General features: G+C 68.4%; 13 protein-coding genes. 5 read left to right on the top strand and 8 right to left on the bottom strand.

All coding sequences use genetic code 11. From position 1 onward, the window contains the following. The first annotated feature begins 43 nt into the window (after positions 1–43). Positions 44–340, top strand: coding sequence for an XRE family transcriptional regulator (locus QZM15_RS01735; RefSeq protein WP_006479223.1), 297 nt, complete (start codon positions 44–46; stop codon positions 338–340). 87 nt (positions 341–427) lie between these two features. On the opposite strand, the gene QZM15_RS01740 is transcribed toward QZM15_RS01735, so the two are convergent. The 3 genes from QZM15_RS01740 to QZM15_RS01750 all read right to left on the bottom strand — a co-directional run bounded on the left by QZM15_RS01740 (position 428) and on the right by QZM15_RS01750 (position 7,096). After that, the gene (locus tag QZM15_RS01740) at positions 428–1,702 is read right to left on the bottom strand and encodes an APC family permease (RefSeq protein WP_302105654.1); all 1,275 of its coding nucleotides are present in this window, start codon (positions 1,700–1,702) and stop codon (positions 428–430) included. A 137-nt stretch (positions 1,703–1,839) separates the two neighbouring features. Next, entirely contained in the window at positions 1,840–6,303 is a 4,464-nt protein-coding gene (locus QZM15_RS01745) for a DEAD/DEAH box helicase (protein ID WP_302105655.1), read from the bottom strand. 268 nt (positions 6,304–6,571) lie between these two features. Further along, positions 6,572–7,096 (bottom strand): metal-dependent hydrolase, encoded by a 525-nt coding sequence (locus QZM15_RS01750; RefSeq protein WP_302105656.1) that lies wholly within the window; start codon positions 7,094–7,096, stop codon positions 6,572–6,574. Positions 7,097–7,495: 399 nt separating this feature from the next. Between QZM15_RS01750 and ggt the strand changes: the two genes are divergently transcribed. After that, a complete protein-coding gene (gene ggt, locus QZM15_RS01755; protein ID WP_302105657.1) occupies positions 7,496–9,217 on the top strand; it encodes a gamma-glutamyltransferase in 1,722 nt (573 codons plus the stop codon). Between the two features lie 210 nt (positions 9,218–9,427). Then, a complete protein-coding gene (ppk2, locus tag QZM15_RS01760; protein WP_302105658.1) occupies positions 9,428–10,378 on the top strand; it encodes a polyphosphate kinase 2 in 951 nt (316 codons plus the stop codon). A gap of 55 nt (positions 10,379–10,433) precedes the next feature. Here ppk2 and QZM15_RS01765 read toward each other — a convergent pair whose 3' ends face one another. From QZM15_RS01765 to QZM15_RS01775, 3 genes are all read right to left on the bottom strand, one after another. Beyond that, complete coding sequence (locus QZM15_RS01765; RefSeq protein ID WP_059582226.1) at positions 10,434–10,721, bottom strand: H-NS family nucleoid-associated regulatory protein; 288 nt, start codon at positions 10,719–10,721, stop codon at positions 10,434–10,436. 175 nt (positions 10,722–10,896) lie between these two features. Then, positions 10,897–11,484, bottom strand: coding sequence for a YigZ family protein (locus QZM15_RS01770; RefSeq protein ID WP_302105659.1), 588 nt, complete (start codon positions 11,482–11,484; stop codon positions 10,897–10,899). Between the two features lie 154 nt (positions 11,485–11,638). Further along, positions 11,639–12,496 (bottom strand): LysR family transcriptional regulator, encoded by an 858-nt coding sequence (locus QZM15_RS01775; protein WP_059583057.1) that lies wholly within the window; start codon positions 12,494–12,496, stop codon positions 11,639–11,641. 130 nt (positions 12,497–12,626) lie between these two features. Here QZM15_RS01775 and QZM15_RS01780 point away from each other — a divergent pair, with 130 nt between their 5' ends. Both QZM15_RS01780 and QZM15_RS01785 read left to right on the top strand, forming a co-directional pair. Beyond that, a complete protein-coding gene (locus tag QZM15_RS01780) occupies positions 12,627–13,205 on the top strand; it encodes a DUF4865 family protein (protein WP_179231772.1) in 579 nt (192 codons plus the stop codon). Beyond that, positions 13,205–13,327 (top strand): hypothetical protein, encoded by a 123-nt coding sequence (locus QZM15_RS01785; RefSeq protein ID WP_256940225.1) that lies wholly within the window; start codon positions 13,205–13,207, stop codon positions 13,325–13,327. Before QZM15_RS01780 ends, QZM15_RS01785 begins: the two co-directional genes overlap by 1 nt. 82 nt (positions 13,328–13,409) lie before the next feature. Here QZM15_RS01785 and QZM15_RS01790 read toward each other — a convergent pair whose 3' ends face one another. Together QZM15_RS01790 and QZM15_RS01795 are read right to left on the bottom strand one after the other, a co-directional pair. Further along, positions 13,410–15,611, bottom strand: coding sequence for a glycoside hydrolase family 3 C-terminal domain-containing protein (locus tag QZM15_RS01790; protein WP_302105660.1), 2,202 nt, complete (start codon positions 15,609–15,611; stop codon positions 13,410–13,412). 502 nt (positions 15,612–16,113) lie between these two features. After that, positions 16,114–17,373, bottom strand: a complete 1,260-nt coding sequence (locus QZM15_RS01795; RefSeq protein WP_059574652.1) for an oligosaccharide flippase family protein — start codon at positions 17,371–17,373, stop codon at positions 16,114–16,116. Positions 17,374–17,619 lie beyond the last annotated feature (246 nt).

Raw genomic sequence — 17,619 nt, forward strand, 5'->3', positions numbered from 1 at the left:
CGACGGTCGGGCAGCCGGCAACGCCATGCACCTGGAGTACGACATGACGACCACGAACAATCCGTATATCGGCAGCGATTTCGACGCCTTCCTCGAAGCGGACGGCAACCTCGAAGCGGCCACCGCCACCGCGATCAAGCGCGTGATCGCGTGGCAGATCGGGCAGGAAATGAAGGCGCAGCACATCACGAAAACGGCGATGGCCGCGCGGATGAAAACCAGCCGCGCCGCGCTCAACCGGCTGCTCGACGAAACCGACACGAGCCTCACGCTGGCGACGCTCGCGAGCGCGGCCGCCGCGCTCGGCAAACGGCTCAGCTTCGAGCTCGTGCCGGCCTGAGCGGCGCGAACGAACGGCGCGCGGCCGGATCGACGCGATCGTTCATGCGGCGAGTTGTCGAGCGCCGGCCCGCGTGCGCATGACGGGTCATCGACGCGCTCGGGTGATCCGCAGATACAGCAACGCGCCGCCCGCGAGCAGCAGCGGGCACAGGAAATACCAGCCGGTCGTCACGAACAGCCCGGCCACCGCAATCAGCGAAATCCACGCGCAGCGGTACGCGATCCCGCCGCGCGGCAGCAGCTTCAGCGCGGCCGCCGCGCCGAGCCCGTACACCATCACGAAACATCCGGACGTCACGAGCACGAGCGGCTTCGGCCCGACGTCGGACAGCGTCGTGGCGGCCAGCGCGATGGCCGCGAGCGCGGCAATCACGCCGAGGCTGCGGCGCGGCACGCCGCCGACCTGGCTGCCCTGCGCGAGCCACGCAGGCAGCGCGCCGTCGCGTCCGAGCGCCGCGCCGAGCTTTGCCGCGCCGGCAAAATACGCGTTCATCGTGCCCAGCGTGAGCAGCAGCGCGGCGGCCGCCGCGAGCACCTGCGCATGGCCGCCGATGCCGCCCGCGATCAGTTCGGCGAGCGGCGCGCCCGATGCGCCCGCGGAAGGCCCGAGCACCGTCACGCTCGCGGCGGCGACCGACAGATACAGGAACCCGACGACCACGACCGCGATGCCGGCCGAACGCGGCATGTCGTGCGCGGGCCGGCGGAATTCGGCCGCGAGATGCGTGATCGCTTCCCAGCCGGCGAAGCTCCATACGAGCAGCGCGGCGGCCTGGCCGACCGCGAGCCAGCCGTGCGGGGCGAACGGATGCAGATTCGCGGTGCGTGCATGCGGCGCGGATGCGAGCACCGCTGCGAGCAGCAGCGCGACGAGCAGCGCCGACAACACGAGTTGCATGCGGCCCGACACGGTAACGCCGAATGCGTTCGCGGCCGATACGACGGCGATCAGTGCGGCGGCCGTGACGATGATCGTCGTGTGTCCGCCGCCCGTGACAGCGGCGACGTAGGCGCCGCCGAACATTGCCGCGGCCGGCGCGCCGGCCGGCACCGCGAAGTAGAAGCACCAGCCGACGACGGCCGCGGCCTTCGGGCCGAATGCGCGCCGCGCGTAGGTCGACACGCCGCCCGCATCGGGATAGCGGGCGCCGAGTGCGGCGAAGGTGGCCGCGAGCGGCCCGGACAGCACGACGAGCGCGGCCCACGCGAGCAGCGAGGCCGGCCCCGCCACGTCGGCGGCGAGCGCGGGGAGCGCGATCACGCCGGTGCCGAGCACCGCGCCGATATAGAGCGCGGCGCCCTGGAAAATGGTCAGCGAACCCGCGTGATGGGCAGCGGGCGAATCGGCATGCGAACGCATGAGCGGCAGTCTCCGGAAGTCTTGTTTTGTGTGGACGCGCGGAACTTCGCGCGGTCGATCGTTCGATGCTACCCGAACGAGGGTGCCCGCGCGGCGCGGCGATCAGTAGTCGGGTGCCGCGTGCGTGTCAGCCGATGTCAGCAGGAACGCGCGAGCCGCAAGCGTGCCTCCTCGCGCGCGGCGGGCGACAGGTCGGGCGCGTAGTGGAACGTACCCGATACCAGCGATGCGACGGGCACGCCGTCGCGGAACAGCACGCGATTGCCGGCCAGCGCCGGTACCTTGTCGCCGGGCAACAGCGTGCCGGCGAGATTCAGCGGATCGGCGCCCGTCACGCAGATGTACTGTCCGTCGCCCGGTTGCCGCCGCAGTTCGCGCAGAATCGGGATGGCCTCGGGCAGCGCGAATTGCTCGCCCGCGAGCCCGGCGACGAAGCGTCCGCCGCGAATCTCGCCGCGTGCTTCGAGGCGCTGCAGCACGCGCACGAGTTCGCGCCAGCTCGGCAGCCAGTCGGCTTCGCGTTCGAGCAATCGCCAGAACACGACGCCGTAGCGGCGCAGCAGCGTCCATACGATATGTTCGAGCGCGTCCGGATCGGTCGTGGCGAGGCCGCGTTTCGCCGCGGGCGCCTCGCCGTCGGGCCGCGGATGACGCTGCACGAGCGCCCAGCGGCCCGCGTCGTCCATCCCGCCGATCAGTGCGCCGCCGCGCCGCGTGCGCGGCGCATAAGTCGCGCTGCGCTTGACGGCCGGCTTCAGCAGCGCGCGCAGGCCCGCGTAGCTGTCCGCATTCACGAGGCCGGCCGACACGAGTTCGCCGAGCGCCTGTTCGAGTTCGACGGGCAGCATGTGCAAGTCGTCGAGCAGCGCGTCGAAGAACATCGCGCCATGCGCGGCGAGCGCATCGCGCACTTGCGTGGCGCGTGCGGACAGCGTCGGTTGCGCATCGGGATCGCGCAGCGCCTGCCATGCAGCGAGATGGCGGCGCGGCAGCAGCACGATCGGCGTCGTCTTCACGGGCGTGCCGGCCGCGCGCGCCGGCGCGCCGATGCGCGTCCACACCAGCTTGCCCGAGCGGCACAGCTCGTCGAGGCCGCCCGCCGTGTAGTCGGTGAGCCGCGCGGGCAGCAGCGCGTCTTCCCACGCGCTCGCCGCCGCCTCGTAGCCTTCGAGCTGTTCGACCACGGCCGCCAGCGCGTCGCGGCCGGCGCCGCGCGTGTCGGGTGCCAGATGTTGCCAGTGGAACAGGAAGCGCATGAAATCGGCGCGTTCGACCGGCTCGATCTCGCGGCGCAGCCGCTTCACCGTATAGCGATGAATGCGCGCGAGCAGGTGGCGTTCGCACCATTCGTCGGTCGTCGCGCCCGGCGTGAAGCGGCCGCGCATCACGTAGCCTTCCCGCTCCAGCGCCGCGAGCGCCGTCGCGATCGACGCGGGCGGCAGCCCGAGCGGCGCGGCGATCGCATCCAGCGTCAGCGGCCCGAAGCCGGTGAGCCGCGCGCGGATCACGTCGACGAGCGCCGCATCGGCTTCCCACGGCTGCGCGCACGCGGCCGGCACCTTGAGCGTGGGTGTCGCGCGGGCGTCGGGATGCAGCGCGCGCAGGCAGACGAGCCGCTCGACCGGCACCCACAGCGCGGCACCGCCCGGCGTCGCGAGTTTCGTCGCGCGGCGGCGTTCCGCGAGTTCCGCGAGTCGCTCGGGCCAGCCCGCGTGCGCGTGTGCCTCGCCGTCGGTCACGCACGCGAGGGTGAGCAGTGCGTCGTGCATTTCGTCGGCGTCGCGCACGAGCGGCCACGCTTCGTCGCGCACCGCGTCGATCGCGTCGGCGTCGAGCGCGCCGAGATCGTCGGCCGATTCGGGATCGCTCCAGCGGCGCGACTGCACGGCCTGCGTGCGGCGTTCCTCGAGCGGCGCATCGTCGAGGAACGCGTAGGGCTTCGCGTTCAGGATCTCGGCCGCGAGCGGCGACGGTGCGGGCAAGTCGCGCGCGACGAGCTCGATCGCGCCGCTTTCGATCCGGCGCAGCAGCGCGAGCCAGCCGTCGGTGTCCATCGCGTCGTGCAGGCAATCGTCGAGCGTCTGGTCGACGAGCGGGTGATGCGGAATCTCGCGTTCGCCGACGATGTTCTCGAGGCACGCGACCTGATCGGGGAACACCGTCGCGAGCAGGTCGTCGCTCTTCATCCGCTGCAGTTGCGGCGCGGTGCGCCGGCCGCCGGTGAAGCGCGGCAGCGCGAGCGCGGTGGTCGCGTTCCAGCGCCAGCGCACGCCGAACATCGGCGCATCGAGCAGCGCCTGGATCAGCACGTGTTCGGCGCTGGCCGAACGCAGGTAGCGCCACACTTCGTCGAGCGCGAAGCTGTGCGCGAGCGACAGCGACAGGATGATCGCGTCGTCGGTCGCGGCGGCCTGCAATTCGAAGTTGAAGCTGCGGCAGAAGCGCTTGCGCAACGCGAGCCCCCAGGCACGGTTGATCCGGCTGCCGAACGGCGAATGGATCACGAGCTGCGTGCCGCCCGATTCGTCGAAGAAGCGCTCCATCACGAGCGTGTCCTGCGTCGGCAATGCGCCGAGCGCGGCGCGGGTGCGGGCGAGGTAGTCGGCGATCTGGCGCGCGGCGTCGGGCGACAGCCGGAGATCGTCGACGAGCCAGCGCAATGCGGGCGCGAGGCGGCTGTCGCTGGGGGCGAGCGCGGTGGCGGTTGAGGCTTGTGCGTCGGCTTCCGCTTTCGCATTGCTCACCGTGTTGCCGCCCGCGCGCTTGCGCCCGGCGGCGCCGGCCTGCCGGTCGCCTTCGGCGAACAGCGCGTCGAGCCGCGCGCGCAGCCGGCCGACCGCCGCCGACAACTCGTCGCTGCGCCCGAGTCCTTCGCCGAGCCAGAACGGAATGCCAGGCGATTGACCGTGCGCATCCTCGACCCGCACGCGGCCCGTTTCCACGCGAATGATCCGGTACGACTGATTGCCGAGCTGGAACACGTCGCCGGCCAGGCTCTCGACCGCGAAATCCTCGTTGACGGTGCCGACCTGGATGCCCTGCGGTTCGAGCAGCACCGCGTAGTCGGCCATGTCGGGGATCGTGCCGCCGGAGGTGGTCGCGGTCATCATCGCGTTGCGGCGGCCGCGCACGGTGCCGCCGACCACGTCGCGGTGCAGGTACGCGCCGCGCACGCCGCGACGGCTCGTGAATCCCTCGGCGAGCATCTTCATCACTTCGTCGAAGCGTTCGCGCGTCAGCCGCGCATACGGCGCGGCGCGCGTAAAGCTCGCATACAGTGCGTCCTCCTGCCACTCCGTGCACGCGACTTCGGCGACGATCTGCTGCGCGAGCACGTCGAGCGGCGCTTCGGGAATCCGCAGCGCATCGAGTTCGCCGCGTCGCACGCAGTCGAGCAACGCCGCGCATTCCACCAGCTCGTCGCGCGACAGCGGAAAGAGCCGCCCCTTCGGCACGCCGCCGACATGGTGCCCCGAGCGGCCGACGCGCTGCAGGAACGGCGCGATGCCGCGCGGCGAGCCCACCTGGCAGACGAGATCGACGTCACCGATGTCGATGCCGAGTTCGAGCGACGCGGTCGCGACGAGCAGCTTCAGTTCGCCGCGCTTCAGGCGCTGCTCGGCGTCGAAGCGGTGCTCCTTCGCGAGACTGCCGTGATGCGCGGCGATCGCGTCCTTGCCGAGCCGGTCGGCAAGATGGCGCGCCATGCGCTCGGCCGTGCGCCGCGTGTTGACGAACACCAGCGTCGTGCGATGCGCGGCCGCGAGCCCGGCGATGCGGTCGTACACCTGTTCCCATACGTCGGTCGCCATCACCGGTTCGAGCGGCACGTTCGGCAGTTCGAGCGCGAGATCGCGCTCGCGCGTGTGGCCGGTGTCGACGATCGCGCAGTCGCGCGGCGCGTCGGCCGGCCCGCCGACGAGAAAGCGCGCGACCGCGTCGATCGGCTTTTGCGTGGCCGACAGCCCGATGCGCGGCAGCGCGCGGCCGACCAGCGCGTCGAGGCGCTCGAGCGACAGCGCGAGATGGCTGCCGCGCTTGGACGACGCAAGCGCATGGATTTCGTCGACGATGACCGAGCGCACGTTCGACAGCATCTGCCGCCCCGACGTGGACGACAGCAGCACGTACAGCGATTCGGGTGTCGTGACGAGGATGTGCGGCGCGCGCTTGCGCAGCGCGGCGCGCTCGGCCTGCGTCGTGTCGCCGGTGCGTACCGCGGTGCGGATCGCCGGCACCGGCAGGCCGAGCTGCGCGAGCGATTCGGCGATGCCGGCGAGCGGCGCGTCGAGGTTCACGTGGATGTCGTTCGACAGCGCCTTCAGCGGCGATACGTAGACGACCAGCGTCGCGTCGGGCAGCGTGCCGTCGTGCGCGAGCGCATCGCGCACCAGCTCGTCGAGCGCGCACAGGAACGCGGTGAGCGTCTTGCCCGAGCCGGTCGGCGCGGCGACGAGCGTCGAGCGGCCGGCCTTGATGTGCGGCCACGCGAGCGCCTGCGCGCCGGTCGGCGCGGCGAACGTGCGCGTGAACCACGCGGCGACGGCCGGGTGGAACACGTCGAGCGCACGGGCGGCGGGGTGGGGAGCTGTGACGTCCATCGGAGCGTTGAAATAGGGTGCGAGCGTGCGGACACATCGCACGCGAATCGAATCGTCAGTGTGCCAGACGCCGCGCGGGCGTGCCGGGCATGCGTGCCGACGATTCCAATGCAGATGGGGGCCTGCACCGCGCTTTCAATGGACGGAAAGTTGCGTGCCCGTCGGCACGCCGAGCGCGCGCTGAATTGTGTCGAATTGCAACTTGGGGGCGAGCCCCACGGCTGAATTTTCCGAAACACGGAACGTGCGTTACCAGCGCGAACCGTCCCTAGACGCGATGCAGCCAGCCGAGCCAGTGTTGGACCAGCGGCGCACGCGACCACAGCGACTGCGCGAGCCACAGCGTGCCGCACCATGCGGCGGCCACGACGATCAGGTCGCAATGTCCGCTGTTCCACAGGTTCAGCGAATGGCGCCGCCAGATCCACGGTACGCCGAGCGGATTGGGCCAGTCGGCGAGCAGATGCATCACGCCGCCGCAGGCGAAGCCGAACAGCGGCGCGGCCCACGGCGGATGCGGATGATGGACGAGCCCGTGCCACCCGAGCGCGAGCAGCGCGATCCACCCGATACCCCAGTGCGTGATGGTGCGATGCGTGATCCACAGCCGGCGCTTGCGGGTCCACCAGGCAACTTCGAGCCAGTCGGGCGCGGTGCCGCCCGCGACGCCCGCCGCGAACGCGGCAAGCATGCCCGAGTGCCACGGGCCGGTCGCGCCGGTTTGCGCGACGAGGATGGCGGCGGCGACGCCGGCTGCGAAGCCGGATGCGTGATGCGCATTGTGTGATGCCATAGGGAGCGAGACGAAGAAACGTGAAGCGGCGCGTGCACGAAACGATGGTGCGGCGCGCAAGCGGGGCGCTATCTTCGCAGATCGAACTGTGCAGCGGGCGGCTGGTTCGCAGATTTTTTCGCACCCGCTGCGGGGCCGGCCGCCCGGTTCGCAACTTTCGGTTTTGTGCGTTGCGCGCTGGCGCGCGTCGCCGACGATGCCGAACGACTCGCGGGCGCGTCGCGGCGCCGCAACGTGACCGCGCGCACGCAATCGGCGACGCTTTCGTCGCACCTCACGTGTTCGACCCTTTTTGTCCCCCTATACTACGAAGCCGGCATATGGCCGTCGGCGCGCCAGCGGCCATCCACGGATCAGGTGCTTTTCCTGCCTGAAGGAGATCCACATGGGGGACATGCAATGACTACGCTGAATCGCTTCAAATCATCCGCCGCCGTGTTGGCGACGGTGGCCGGCATCGGCTTCCTGCCGAACGCGCCGGCCTACGCGAAAGGGCCGCAGCCCGCGGTTCTGACGAGCTCCGCGGTGGCAGTGGCCGACAAGTACAGCGCGGATGCCGCGGAGCGGATCTTCAAGGAGGGCGGCAATGCGATCGACGCGGCTGTCGCGATCGCGTTCACGCTCGCCGTCACGTACCCGGAAGCCGGCAACATCGGCGGCGGCGGCTTCATGACGATCTACAAGGACGGCAAGCCCTACTTCATCGATTACCGCGAGCGCGCGCCGCTCGCCGCGACGAAGGACATGTACCTCGACAAGGACGGCAACGTCGTCAAGGGCATGAGCCTGTACGGCCCGCGCGCGGTCGGCGTGCCGGGCACGGTGGCGGGCATGTGGGAAGCGCAGAAGCGCTTCGGCAAGCTGAAGTGGAAGCAGGTGCTCGCGCCGGCGATCCACTATGCGCGCGACGGCTTCGTCGTCGATGAGCAGCTCGCGCAGCGCGGCGTCGACGCGTCGAAGGAATTCGGCGGCAAGACCAATTTCGACAAGTACTTCTCCGGGCTGAAGGCCGGCGCGAACTTCAAGCAGCCCGATCTCGCCGACGTGCTGACGCGCATCGCGGACGGCGGCGCGGAAGGTTTCTACAAGGGCAAGACGGCCGAGCTGATCGCCGCGTCGATGAAGACCGGCGACGGCAACGGGCTGATCACGACCGAGGATCTCGCGCAGTACCGCGCGGTGTGGCGCCAGCCGGTGCAGGCGAAGTGGAACGGCTACGACGTGATCACCGCGCCGCCCCCGAGTTCCGGCGGCATCGGCCTCGTGCAGTTGCTGAAGATGAAGGCCGATCTCAAGCAGGACTTCGAGGGCGTGAAGCTCAACTCGCCGCAGTACATCCATCTCGTCGCGGAAATCGAGAAGCGCGTGTTCGCCGACCGGGCGCAGTATCTCGGCGATCCCGACTTCTACAAGGTGCCGATCGCGCAGTTGACCGACGACCCATACATCGCGAAGCGCGCGGCCGAAGTCAACCCGAAAGAGCCGTCGGATACCAAGAGCGTGCAGCCGGGCCTCGGCACGACGATGCCGGAGAAGGCCGAAACGACGCACTTCTCGGTGGTCGACAAATGGGGCAACGCGGTGTCGAACACGTACACGATCAACGGCTATTTCGGCTCGGGCGTGATCGCCGACGGCACGGGCATCGTGCTGAACGACGAGATGGACGACTTCTCCGCGAAGCCGGGTGTCGCGAACATGTTCGGCGTGGTCGGCAGCGACGCGAACGCGATCGAACCGAGGAAGCGTCCGCTGTCGTCGATGTCGCCGACGATCATGACGAAGGACGGCAAGGTGTCGCTCGTGATCGGCACGCCGGGCGGCTCGCGCATCTTCACGTCGATCTTCCAGGTGATCAACAACATCTACGACTTCAAGATGCCGTTGAAGGAAGCGGTCGGTGCGATGCGATTCCATCACCAACTGCTGCCGCCGAACACGATCTTCTGGGAGCCGTACCACCCGATCGAAGGCGAACTCGCGAAGCAGATCGAGGCGCGCGGCTATACGCTGAAGGGGCAGGATTTCAGCGGCGACATCCAGGTCATCAAGATCGACGGCAAGACGCCGGAAGCGATGGCCGATCCGCGCGGGCGGGGCGTGACGCGGATCATTCGTTGAGGTGACGTTGACGTGAAGCGATGCGTGCGCGTCGGCGAAAGCGGCCGCGTACGCCGTTCGGCAGCCGGTGTGTCGACCCGGCTGCCGATTTTTTTGGCCGGTCGTTCGGATGAAGCCCGCGATCCGCGGTTGCCCCCATTTTCATGAATTTGACGCGCGACGCTGGGATAATGGCCGAGTTTGGCTGCGTCAACGATGGAAGGAGGCCCCATGGGCGACAAGGATACCCGCGAGACCGAGGACAACCGCGCCGATACGAACTCGATGGAAGCGCGCCAGCGCCGTTTCGAAGAGGATCTCGTCGACGCGTACGACGAAGAGCTCGAGATGGAGCTCGACGATCGCCGCTTCGACAACGGTGAAGACCTGTTGTTCTCGCCCGAGCGTCGCGAAGCGCGCAAGGAATATTTCCGCGAGCTGTTCCGCTTGCAAGGCGAGCTCGTGAAACTGCAGGACTGGGTCGTGGAAACCGGGCACCGGCTCGTCGTGATTTTCGAGGGGCGTGACGCGGCCGGCAAGGGCGGTGCGATCAAGCGCATCACGCAGCGCCTGAACCCGCGCGTGTGCCGCGTCGCCGCGCTGCCGGCGCCGAACAACCGCGAGCGCACGCAATGGTACTTCCAGCGCTATGTCGCGCATCTGCCGGCAGGCGGCGAGATCGTGCTGTTCGACCGCAGCTGGTACAACCGCGCGGGCGTCGAGCGCGTGATGAATTTCTGCACCGACGACGAGTACGAGGAATTTTTCCGGTCGGTGCCGGAGTTCGAGAAGATGCTCGTGCGCAGCGGGATCCAGATCGTCAAGTACTGGTTCTCGATCACCGATCGCGAACAGGAGATGCGATTTCAGAGCCGGATCGAGGATCCGCTGAAGCAGTGGAAGCTGAGCCCGATGGATCTCGAAAGCCGCCGCCGCTGGGAGGCTTATACGGCCGCGAAGGAAGAGATGCTGCAGCGCACGCATATTCCGGAGGCGCCGTGGTGGGTCGTGCAGGCCGTCGACAAGAAGCGCGCGCGGCTGAATTGCATTCACCATCTGCTCCGCCAGGTGCCGTATCACGAGGTGCCGCGCCCGACGATCGATCTGCCGCAGCGCGAGCATCACGAGGATTACATCCGCCGGCCGGTGCCGGACCACATGATCGTGCCGGACGTCTATTGAGCGGTTCGGGGCGGCTGGATCGGCCACGGAGGCGCGCCGTGCCGCGCGGCGCGCGTTACTCCCGGATCAGGAACGCGGCGCGGTCGCGGCCGGCGATCCAGGCGGGCGTGCGACCGCGTCCGCTCCAGGTGGCGCCCGTCGCCGGATCGCGATATTTCGCGCCGATGGTGAACAGCTTCGCGCGACCGCTGTAACCCTGCCCGAAGACCTCCCGCGCGGTCAGCGCATGATCCGTCACGATCTGGCGTACCTGCATCAGTGCCGCTTGGCGTTCGCGGCGGCGCGCGGCCCGGATGCGCCGATCCAGTTCCGCGAGCTGGGCCTGCAGTTTTTGCAGTTGCATGCGTCCGATATCCCCGTCGCTGAATTCTGATGATTGGCAGAGGTGCGATGTGCCGCATGTCTGCACGCCCGACCAGACGTTGGCAGAACGCATGGCGGGCAACACCGGAAGATTAAGTTTCAGCGCGCGGGTTTTCTATCGGACGCATCCGATTTTTCACGGGAATCTGTCCGCCTTACAGTGCGGGGAAGCCCGCGCGTCCTTGCGTCAGGTCGAACAGTTCGGATTTTGCTGCCGCCTCGGCCGTTTCCGGCAGCTTGATCACGAGCTTCACCGTCATCCCGTAAGCGCTGTCCACCAGATCGTAGCCGGCCTGTTCGATCCAGCGGCGCACGCGCGCCTCTTCCGGGTAGCCGATCTCGATCGCGAGCCGCGTGTGGCGAATGCGCTCGACGCGTTCGGCATCGAGCAGCGCCGATGCGATCGCATCGGTGTACGCACGCACCAGCCCGCCCGCGCCGAGCTTCACGCCGCCGTAGTAACGCACGACCGCGCCGAGCACGCCGTCGAGATCGTGATGGCGCAGCACTTCGAGGATCGGCCGGCCCGCCGTGCCGGACGGCTCGCCGTCGTCCGACATGCCCGACTGGCCGCCGGCCAGCAGCGCCCAGCACACGTGGGTGGCCGCCGGATGCTCGTCGCGCAGGCGTTGCAGTACCCGCATCGCGGCATCGCGGTCGTCGACGGGAACCGCGTGCGCGATGAAACGGCTCTTGCGGATCTCGAGTTCGCGGACGTAAGAGGTGGCGAGCGAGTAACTCATGCGTCGCGACGCGGAAAGTGTAGGGAAATCAAGGCGATGATGGCTGGTCGATGCGTTTGGCGTTGGCCTGCGGACGGATATCGTCTGCATGAGCGGAGGGCGAAGACGGAATTTTACCGTGGCGCGCGCCGAAGCATTTCGGTGACGCGCGGCATCAACGTACGCCGATCGACGAGCGCAGCGCCGCGGCCAGCGTGCGCAGCGCCTGCCGGGCACGCGCATCGGTCAGGCTCGAGTAGAGCACCACGTCGCGCGTCGGCAACGGCGGGAGCCCGTAGCGCATCCCCACGTCGACGGTGCCGGCGGGCGCGACGCGATGCCCGAGCGCCGCGACGGCCAGGCCCGCGGACACCGCCGCGCCGATCGTCGCCACGCCGCCGCCGACAAAGACTTCCGTCCACGCGACACCGGCTTCGTCCAGTGCGCCGACCGCCATGCGGCGCACGCTGCACGGTTCGGCCTGCGTGGCGAGCCGCAGCGGTTGCGGCGGATGGTACTCGAAATCGGCCGCCGCCATCCAGCCGAACGACTCCGACAGGATCGTTTCGCCGTCGAGCCGCCGGCTGTCGTGCTGCAATGCGACGGCCGCATCGAGCTGGCCGCGATCGAACGCATCGAGCACGTCGCGCGACGTGGCGACGCGAATTTCCAGCACGAGCGCCGGCTCCGCTTCGCTCATCCGCCGCAGCAGCATCGGGAGATCGGCGCCGACGACATGGTGACTGACGCCGATCACGAGCCGTCGCTGGCTCGTGCCGAACGCGCTGATCGCACCATGGTGAGCGGCCACCAGTTCGCGCGCCGGTTCCAGGAACGCGGTGCCGTCGGCCGACAGGCGAACCTGCCGCGGCGTGCGTTCCAGCAGGCGGCGGCCCAGCCCGTCTTCCAGCCGCTTGATCTTCAGGCTCACCGCCGACTGCGTCGTGTCCAGCGCTTGCGCGGCCCGCGTGAAGCTCCTGAGGTCGGCGGTCAGCACGAATGCCTGCACGGCTTCGATGTCGAGCGTTTTCATCGCACCCTTCTTCATTTCAGAATCGAATCATTGAAATATTCTGCCATCTACTTTTTAAATGATTCAAGGTCTTTTACGCTGGCTCCATGTCGTCCGGAATACCGTCCGTTTCTTTCGCCAGGAGTCGATCATGCTGACCGCGTACTACGTGCACCGCCTGCCGGCGGATTACGACCTCGACATCATCCGCCATCGCGTGCGCGAGCGCGGCCGGCTGTGGGACGACACGCCGGACCTGTTGTTCAAGGGCTTCCTGCTGCGCGAGGCCGGCCGCCACGGCGCGACGGAAAACGGCTACGCATCGTTTTATCTGTGGCGCAACGAACAGGCGTTCGCGCGGTTCGTGACGGACGGCCGCTATCGGGTCGTGACGGACAGCTTCGGCCGCGCGCCGATCGATACGCGGGTTGCGCTCGATGCACGCAAGGGCAGTGCGTCGGCGGGACGTTTCGCGCGTCTCGAAACCATCGAGATTCCGGCGGACGCCGATCTCGATGCGGCATTGGCGCGGGAGATCGCACGCAATCGCGAAGCGGCGGCTCGGCAGGGTGTGGTCGCGGCGGCCGTCAGTCTCGATCCGCTGTGCTGGCGGCTCACGCGTGCGCTCGTGACGGAACATGAGCCGGACGACGGCGGCGCGGGCACGGTGTACCAGGTCCTGCATCTGGCGACGCCGTTGCTCGACACGCTGGAAGCGGGCGGCGCGTGATGGCCGGCATCGCGTCGCGATTGCCGACCGGCGTGGTGATTGCCGCGCATCTGGCGGGTGTGGTGGCAGGCATCGCCGCGATTGCGGCGCTTGCGACGGTGCTGGCGCTGCTGGTCAGGTAAGGCGCTTCAGCGCGCCGAGGGGTTGCGCGGGAGCGCCGCACGCATGATGCACGGCGCCCCCGGTCGCTTCATCGTCGCTCGTTCAATGGCTCTGCAAGCGGATATCGCGCGACGACGCGCCGACATACACGGTTCCGCCCGGCACGACCCGCCAGCCGTTGCGCGACGTATCCCACACGCTCTGCATCCGCGGCGACACGGTCACGCGCACGCGCCGCGCCTCGCCCGGATTCAGCCGGATCTTGTCCCAGCCGACCAGCCGCTTCGGCGGCTCGTCCTTGTACGGCACGCCGAGATAGACCTGCGGTATTTCGGCGCCGGCGACGCGCCCGTCGTTGCGCACGGTAAACGCGACGCTCAGCGAGCCGTCCCATTGCTTCGACACCGACAGGCCCGAATACGTGAAGTGCGTATACGACAGGCCGTAGCCGAACTCGAACATCGGCTTGATGTTGCGCGCGTCATACCAGCGGTAGCCCATGTTCAGCTTTTCCGCGTACACCGGGTCGGTGTCGAACGCGCCGTTTTGCCCCCACGTCGGCGAATCCTGATCGCGCGCCGGGAACGTCACGGGCAGCTTGCCGGACGGATTGACCGCACCGAACAGCACGTTCGCGATCGCCTTGCCGCCGGCTTCGCCCGGATACCACGCCTCGACGATGGCCGACACGTTGTCCTTCCACGGCATCAGCACCGGGTTGCCGCTCTGGACGACGACGATCGTATGCGGATTCGCGCGCGCGACGGCTTCGACGAGCGCATCCTGGTTCGACGGGTTCGCGAGACTCAGGCTCTGCAGATCGCCGAAATCCTCGCCGGCCGGCTGCGCGACCACGACGATCGCGACATCCGAGCGGCCCGCGAGCGCCGCGGCCTGGTCGATTTCCTGCTGCGTGTACGCGCGGAACGGCGACTGCTGGTCGCTGTTGCCCGCATACGTGACCTGTGCGGCCGGCGCCAGCGCGCGAATCGCCGCCACGATCGGCACGTCGACCTTGAGCCACGGATTGCGCCACCAGCTGCACCCGGTCGACGACCCGAACGTCAGGCCGCCGCAACCGGCGAACGAACCCGATACCGGATCGCGCGTATTGCCCGAGCCGCCGCCGGACAGCACGGCCGCATCCGCATGGCCGCCGATCACGGCGATACGCGACAGCGCCGACGCGACGAGCGGCAACTGGTTGCCGTCGTTCTTCAGCAGAACGATCGATTGCTCGGCCGCCGCCTGCGCGAACCGGTTCCCGGCCGCGAAATCGATCGTGCCGCCGCCCTGGGCCGGATCGTCCATCACGCCGACGCGGATCATCACGGCGAGCTTGCGGCGCACCATGTCGTCGAGGCGCGCGGTCGACACCGAGCCGTTCGCGATCGCCTGCTTGACGGCCGCTGGCGTCAGGTACACGCTCGGCCCGACGTCTTCTTCCTCGTCCAGCCCGGCATTGATCGCGGCGGCGGTGCTGTGCGTGGCGCCCCAGTCGGACTGCACCTGGCCCTGGAAGCCCCATTCGTTCTTCAGCACGTCGTTCAGCAGGTGCGGGTTCTCGCACGCATAGGTGCCGTTCAGGCGGTTGTAGCTGCACATCACGCTGCCGGGCCGGCCGCGCTTCGCGGCGATCTCGAACGGCAGCAGGTACAGCTCGCGCAGCGTGCGTTCGTCGATCTGCGTATTGCCGCCCATCCGGCCGTGCTCCTGCTCGTTGCCCGCGTAGTGCTTGATCGTGGCGATGACTTTCTGCCGCTGCGTGGCAAGCGTGCGTTCGGCGAGCAGGTCGCCGGCGAGCAGCGGATCCTCGCCGAGATACTCGAACAGGCGGCCGCCGCGCGGCTCGCGCGCGAGATTGGTGCCGCCGGCGAGGCCCATGCCGAATCCTTGCGCACGCAACTGGATCGCGACCTGCTTGCCGTAGTCGTACGACAGCCGTCGATCCCAGCTCGCGGCGACCGCGATCGTGGCCGGGAACGTCGTGCTGGCCTGCGACGTACTGCCGGAGCCGGTCGCCGAATCGACCATGTTGAGATCGGGAATGCCGAGCCGCGGCACGCCCTGGATGTAGCCGGCGCCACCGCCCGGCACCTTTGACATTTCGTATTGCGAATGAATGAACTGGAGTTTCTCGTCGAGCGTCATCTTGCGCACGAGCAGGTCGGCGCGCCGTTGCGCGGCGACTGACGCGAACGTGTCGGTCGCGTCAGCCTGCGCATTGAAATCGGCGTCGCCGGCGTAGGCGGTGGTGCAGAGGGTCGCTGCCAGCACGACGGCCGGCCAGAGGGTGTCCCGCATGTTGTTCTCCATGATCGTATTGCCGGTTGTTCGGATGATGTCTGGAGCTGCGTACGTCCGGTGGATTCGCACCGGACGCATTCGGCTGGCGAAGCAGGGTGGATGCGCGTCGGCATGCCAGGCCGGGCGGGGAATCGTTACGGCCGGTTGGGCCCCGATCGAACCAGACGGACGGCGACGCGGACCGCCCGGCACTGTCGAATCGGATGTAGCGGTTCTCTGCTGCGGCTAATGGTATGAATGTAGTTTGACTACAGCATCGGTGTTTCTACCGATACGTGTGATCTTTATTTCGTAGGGGCGCGCGGCGGGGTGGAAAGTCGGTCATCGTTCCCGGTCGGCCGCCCGCGGCGGGGTAAGAAGTACCTGCGTGCGAGCATTCCGACGGGCGGGAGGTCGGGAAGCGTGTGCCCGCGCGATACGGTTGGTTGCGCAAGCATCGAATGGAACGTCGGCGGATGCCGGCCGCGTCGGGGCGGAGCCGGGCAGCACCGACGGCGTGCTAGCCGCGTCGCGCGACCGGACTGCCGGGCATCGGAATTCCGGCGCGATAGACGACGGTCGCGAGTGCCGCGGCCACCGCGGCCTCGGCCGTCAGCACGGCGACGGCGGCGCCCAGCTCGGCGAAGTACTTTGCGAGCACGGGTACCAGCACGATGTTCAGAATACCCGATGACATCAGGATTCGCGTGAATGCCGACTTCATCCCGAGCGGCAGCATCGTCTGCACGCCGAACAGGTCCGTCATGCCGGCCATGAACGGAATGAAGGCCATCCAGCGCAGCACCTGGACCGTCGGTTCGTACGAGGGCCCATAGAGGATGCGCACGGCGAGCGGCGCACCGAAGAAGATCGCGAGCGAGATGCCGAGCACCATCGCGACCTGCACGACGAACAGCTTGCGCAGGAACGAGAACGCGTCGTTGCGCGCGTGCCGCATCAGGTAGCTGATGCGCGGATAGGTGGCGGCCTTCAGCGGCTGCAGCATGCTGAGCGCCGCGCGGATCAGCTTGTCGCCGGCGGCGAAGTAGCCGGCCGCGACGTTGCCCGAGACGAAGCCGAGCAGCACGGTGTTGGTCGACGCGTAGAAGGCGATCGACGTCGACGCGAGAAACACCTGCCAGCCGCCTTTCAGCGATTCGGCGATGTCGGCCGCGCCGACGCGCACGAAATCGATTTCGCGGTTGAAATACAGATAGGCCGCCAGCGCGATCGCGGACAGCGTCGGCACCGCCGCGTTGACGATCATCGCACGGTCGATGTCCGCCGGGCTGTGCACGAGCGCGAACATGGCCGGCAGGCTCAGGATGCGCCCGATGAACAGGATCACGCTGAGCGCGCGCAGCTTTTCCATTCCCTGGAAATACCAGCCCGGCGTGAACGCCACGCCGGCGACCATCCCGAAGCCGATCAGCAACAGATCGCGGTCTTCGCCGAAGCGGCCGACCAGCATGATCAGCCCGACCAGCACGATGAAACAGATCACCGCGATGCCGATCTGCGCGTACAGCGTCGCCCAGAAGATGCGCGAGCGTTCGGCGCGGTTGTCGCGCGCGAGCGCGATGCGTGGCGTGGCGGTCAGGTCGAAGCTGTAGCTCGTGCAGTTGGTGAGATACGCAATGACGGCGAGCGAGAACGCGAGCTGCCCGTAGCCTTCGGGCCCGAGTGCGTGCGTCAGCAGCGGTGCGATCAGGAGCGGCACCGCGTACATCGAAATCTGCAACGTCAGCAGCAGCAGGAAATTCTTCTTGAGGTTTGACATTCGCTCGGTCGGCGCCGTGGGTGTCGCAGGGCGGCGGCATGGGGCCGCGGTGCGCGCGTGCATCCGGTCGGCGCTGACCCGGTTGCATGGGTGGGTGGCGCGTCCGGCGTCGCCCGGTATGGCCACATCGTATGGCGGCCATGATACGGGCCGCACGGGACGACTCTGTTCGCGAGCCTACCGTTCGCGGATTCCGTTCGTACGCGCGGCATGCATCCCGACACCGCGCGCCGTCGCCCGTCGTCG

The sequence above is a fragment of the Burkholderia sp. AU44665 genome, from assembly GCF_030504405.1.
In the GTDB taxonomy this organism is placed as follows: domain Bacteria; phylum Pseudomonadota; class Gammaproteobacteria; order Burkholderiales; family Burkholderiaceae; genus Burkholderia; species Burkholderia semiarida.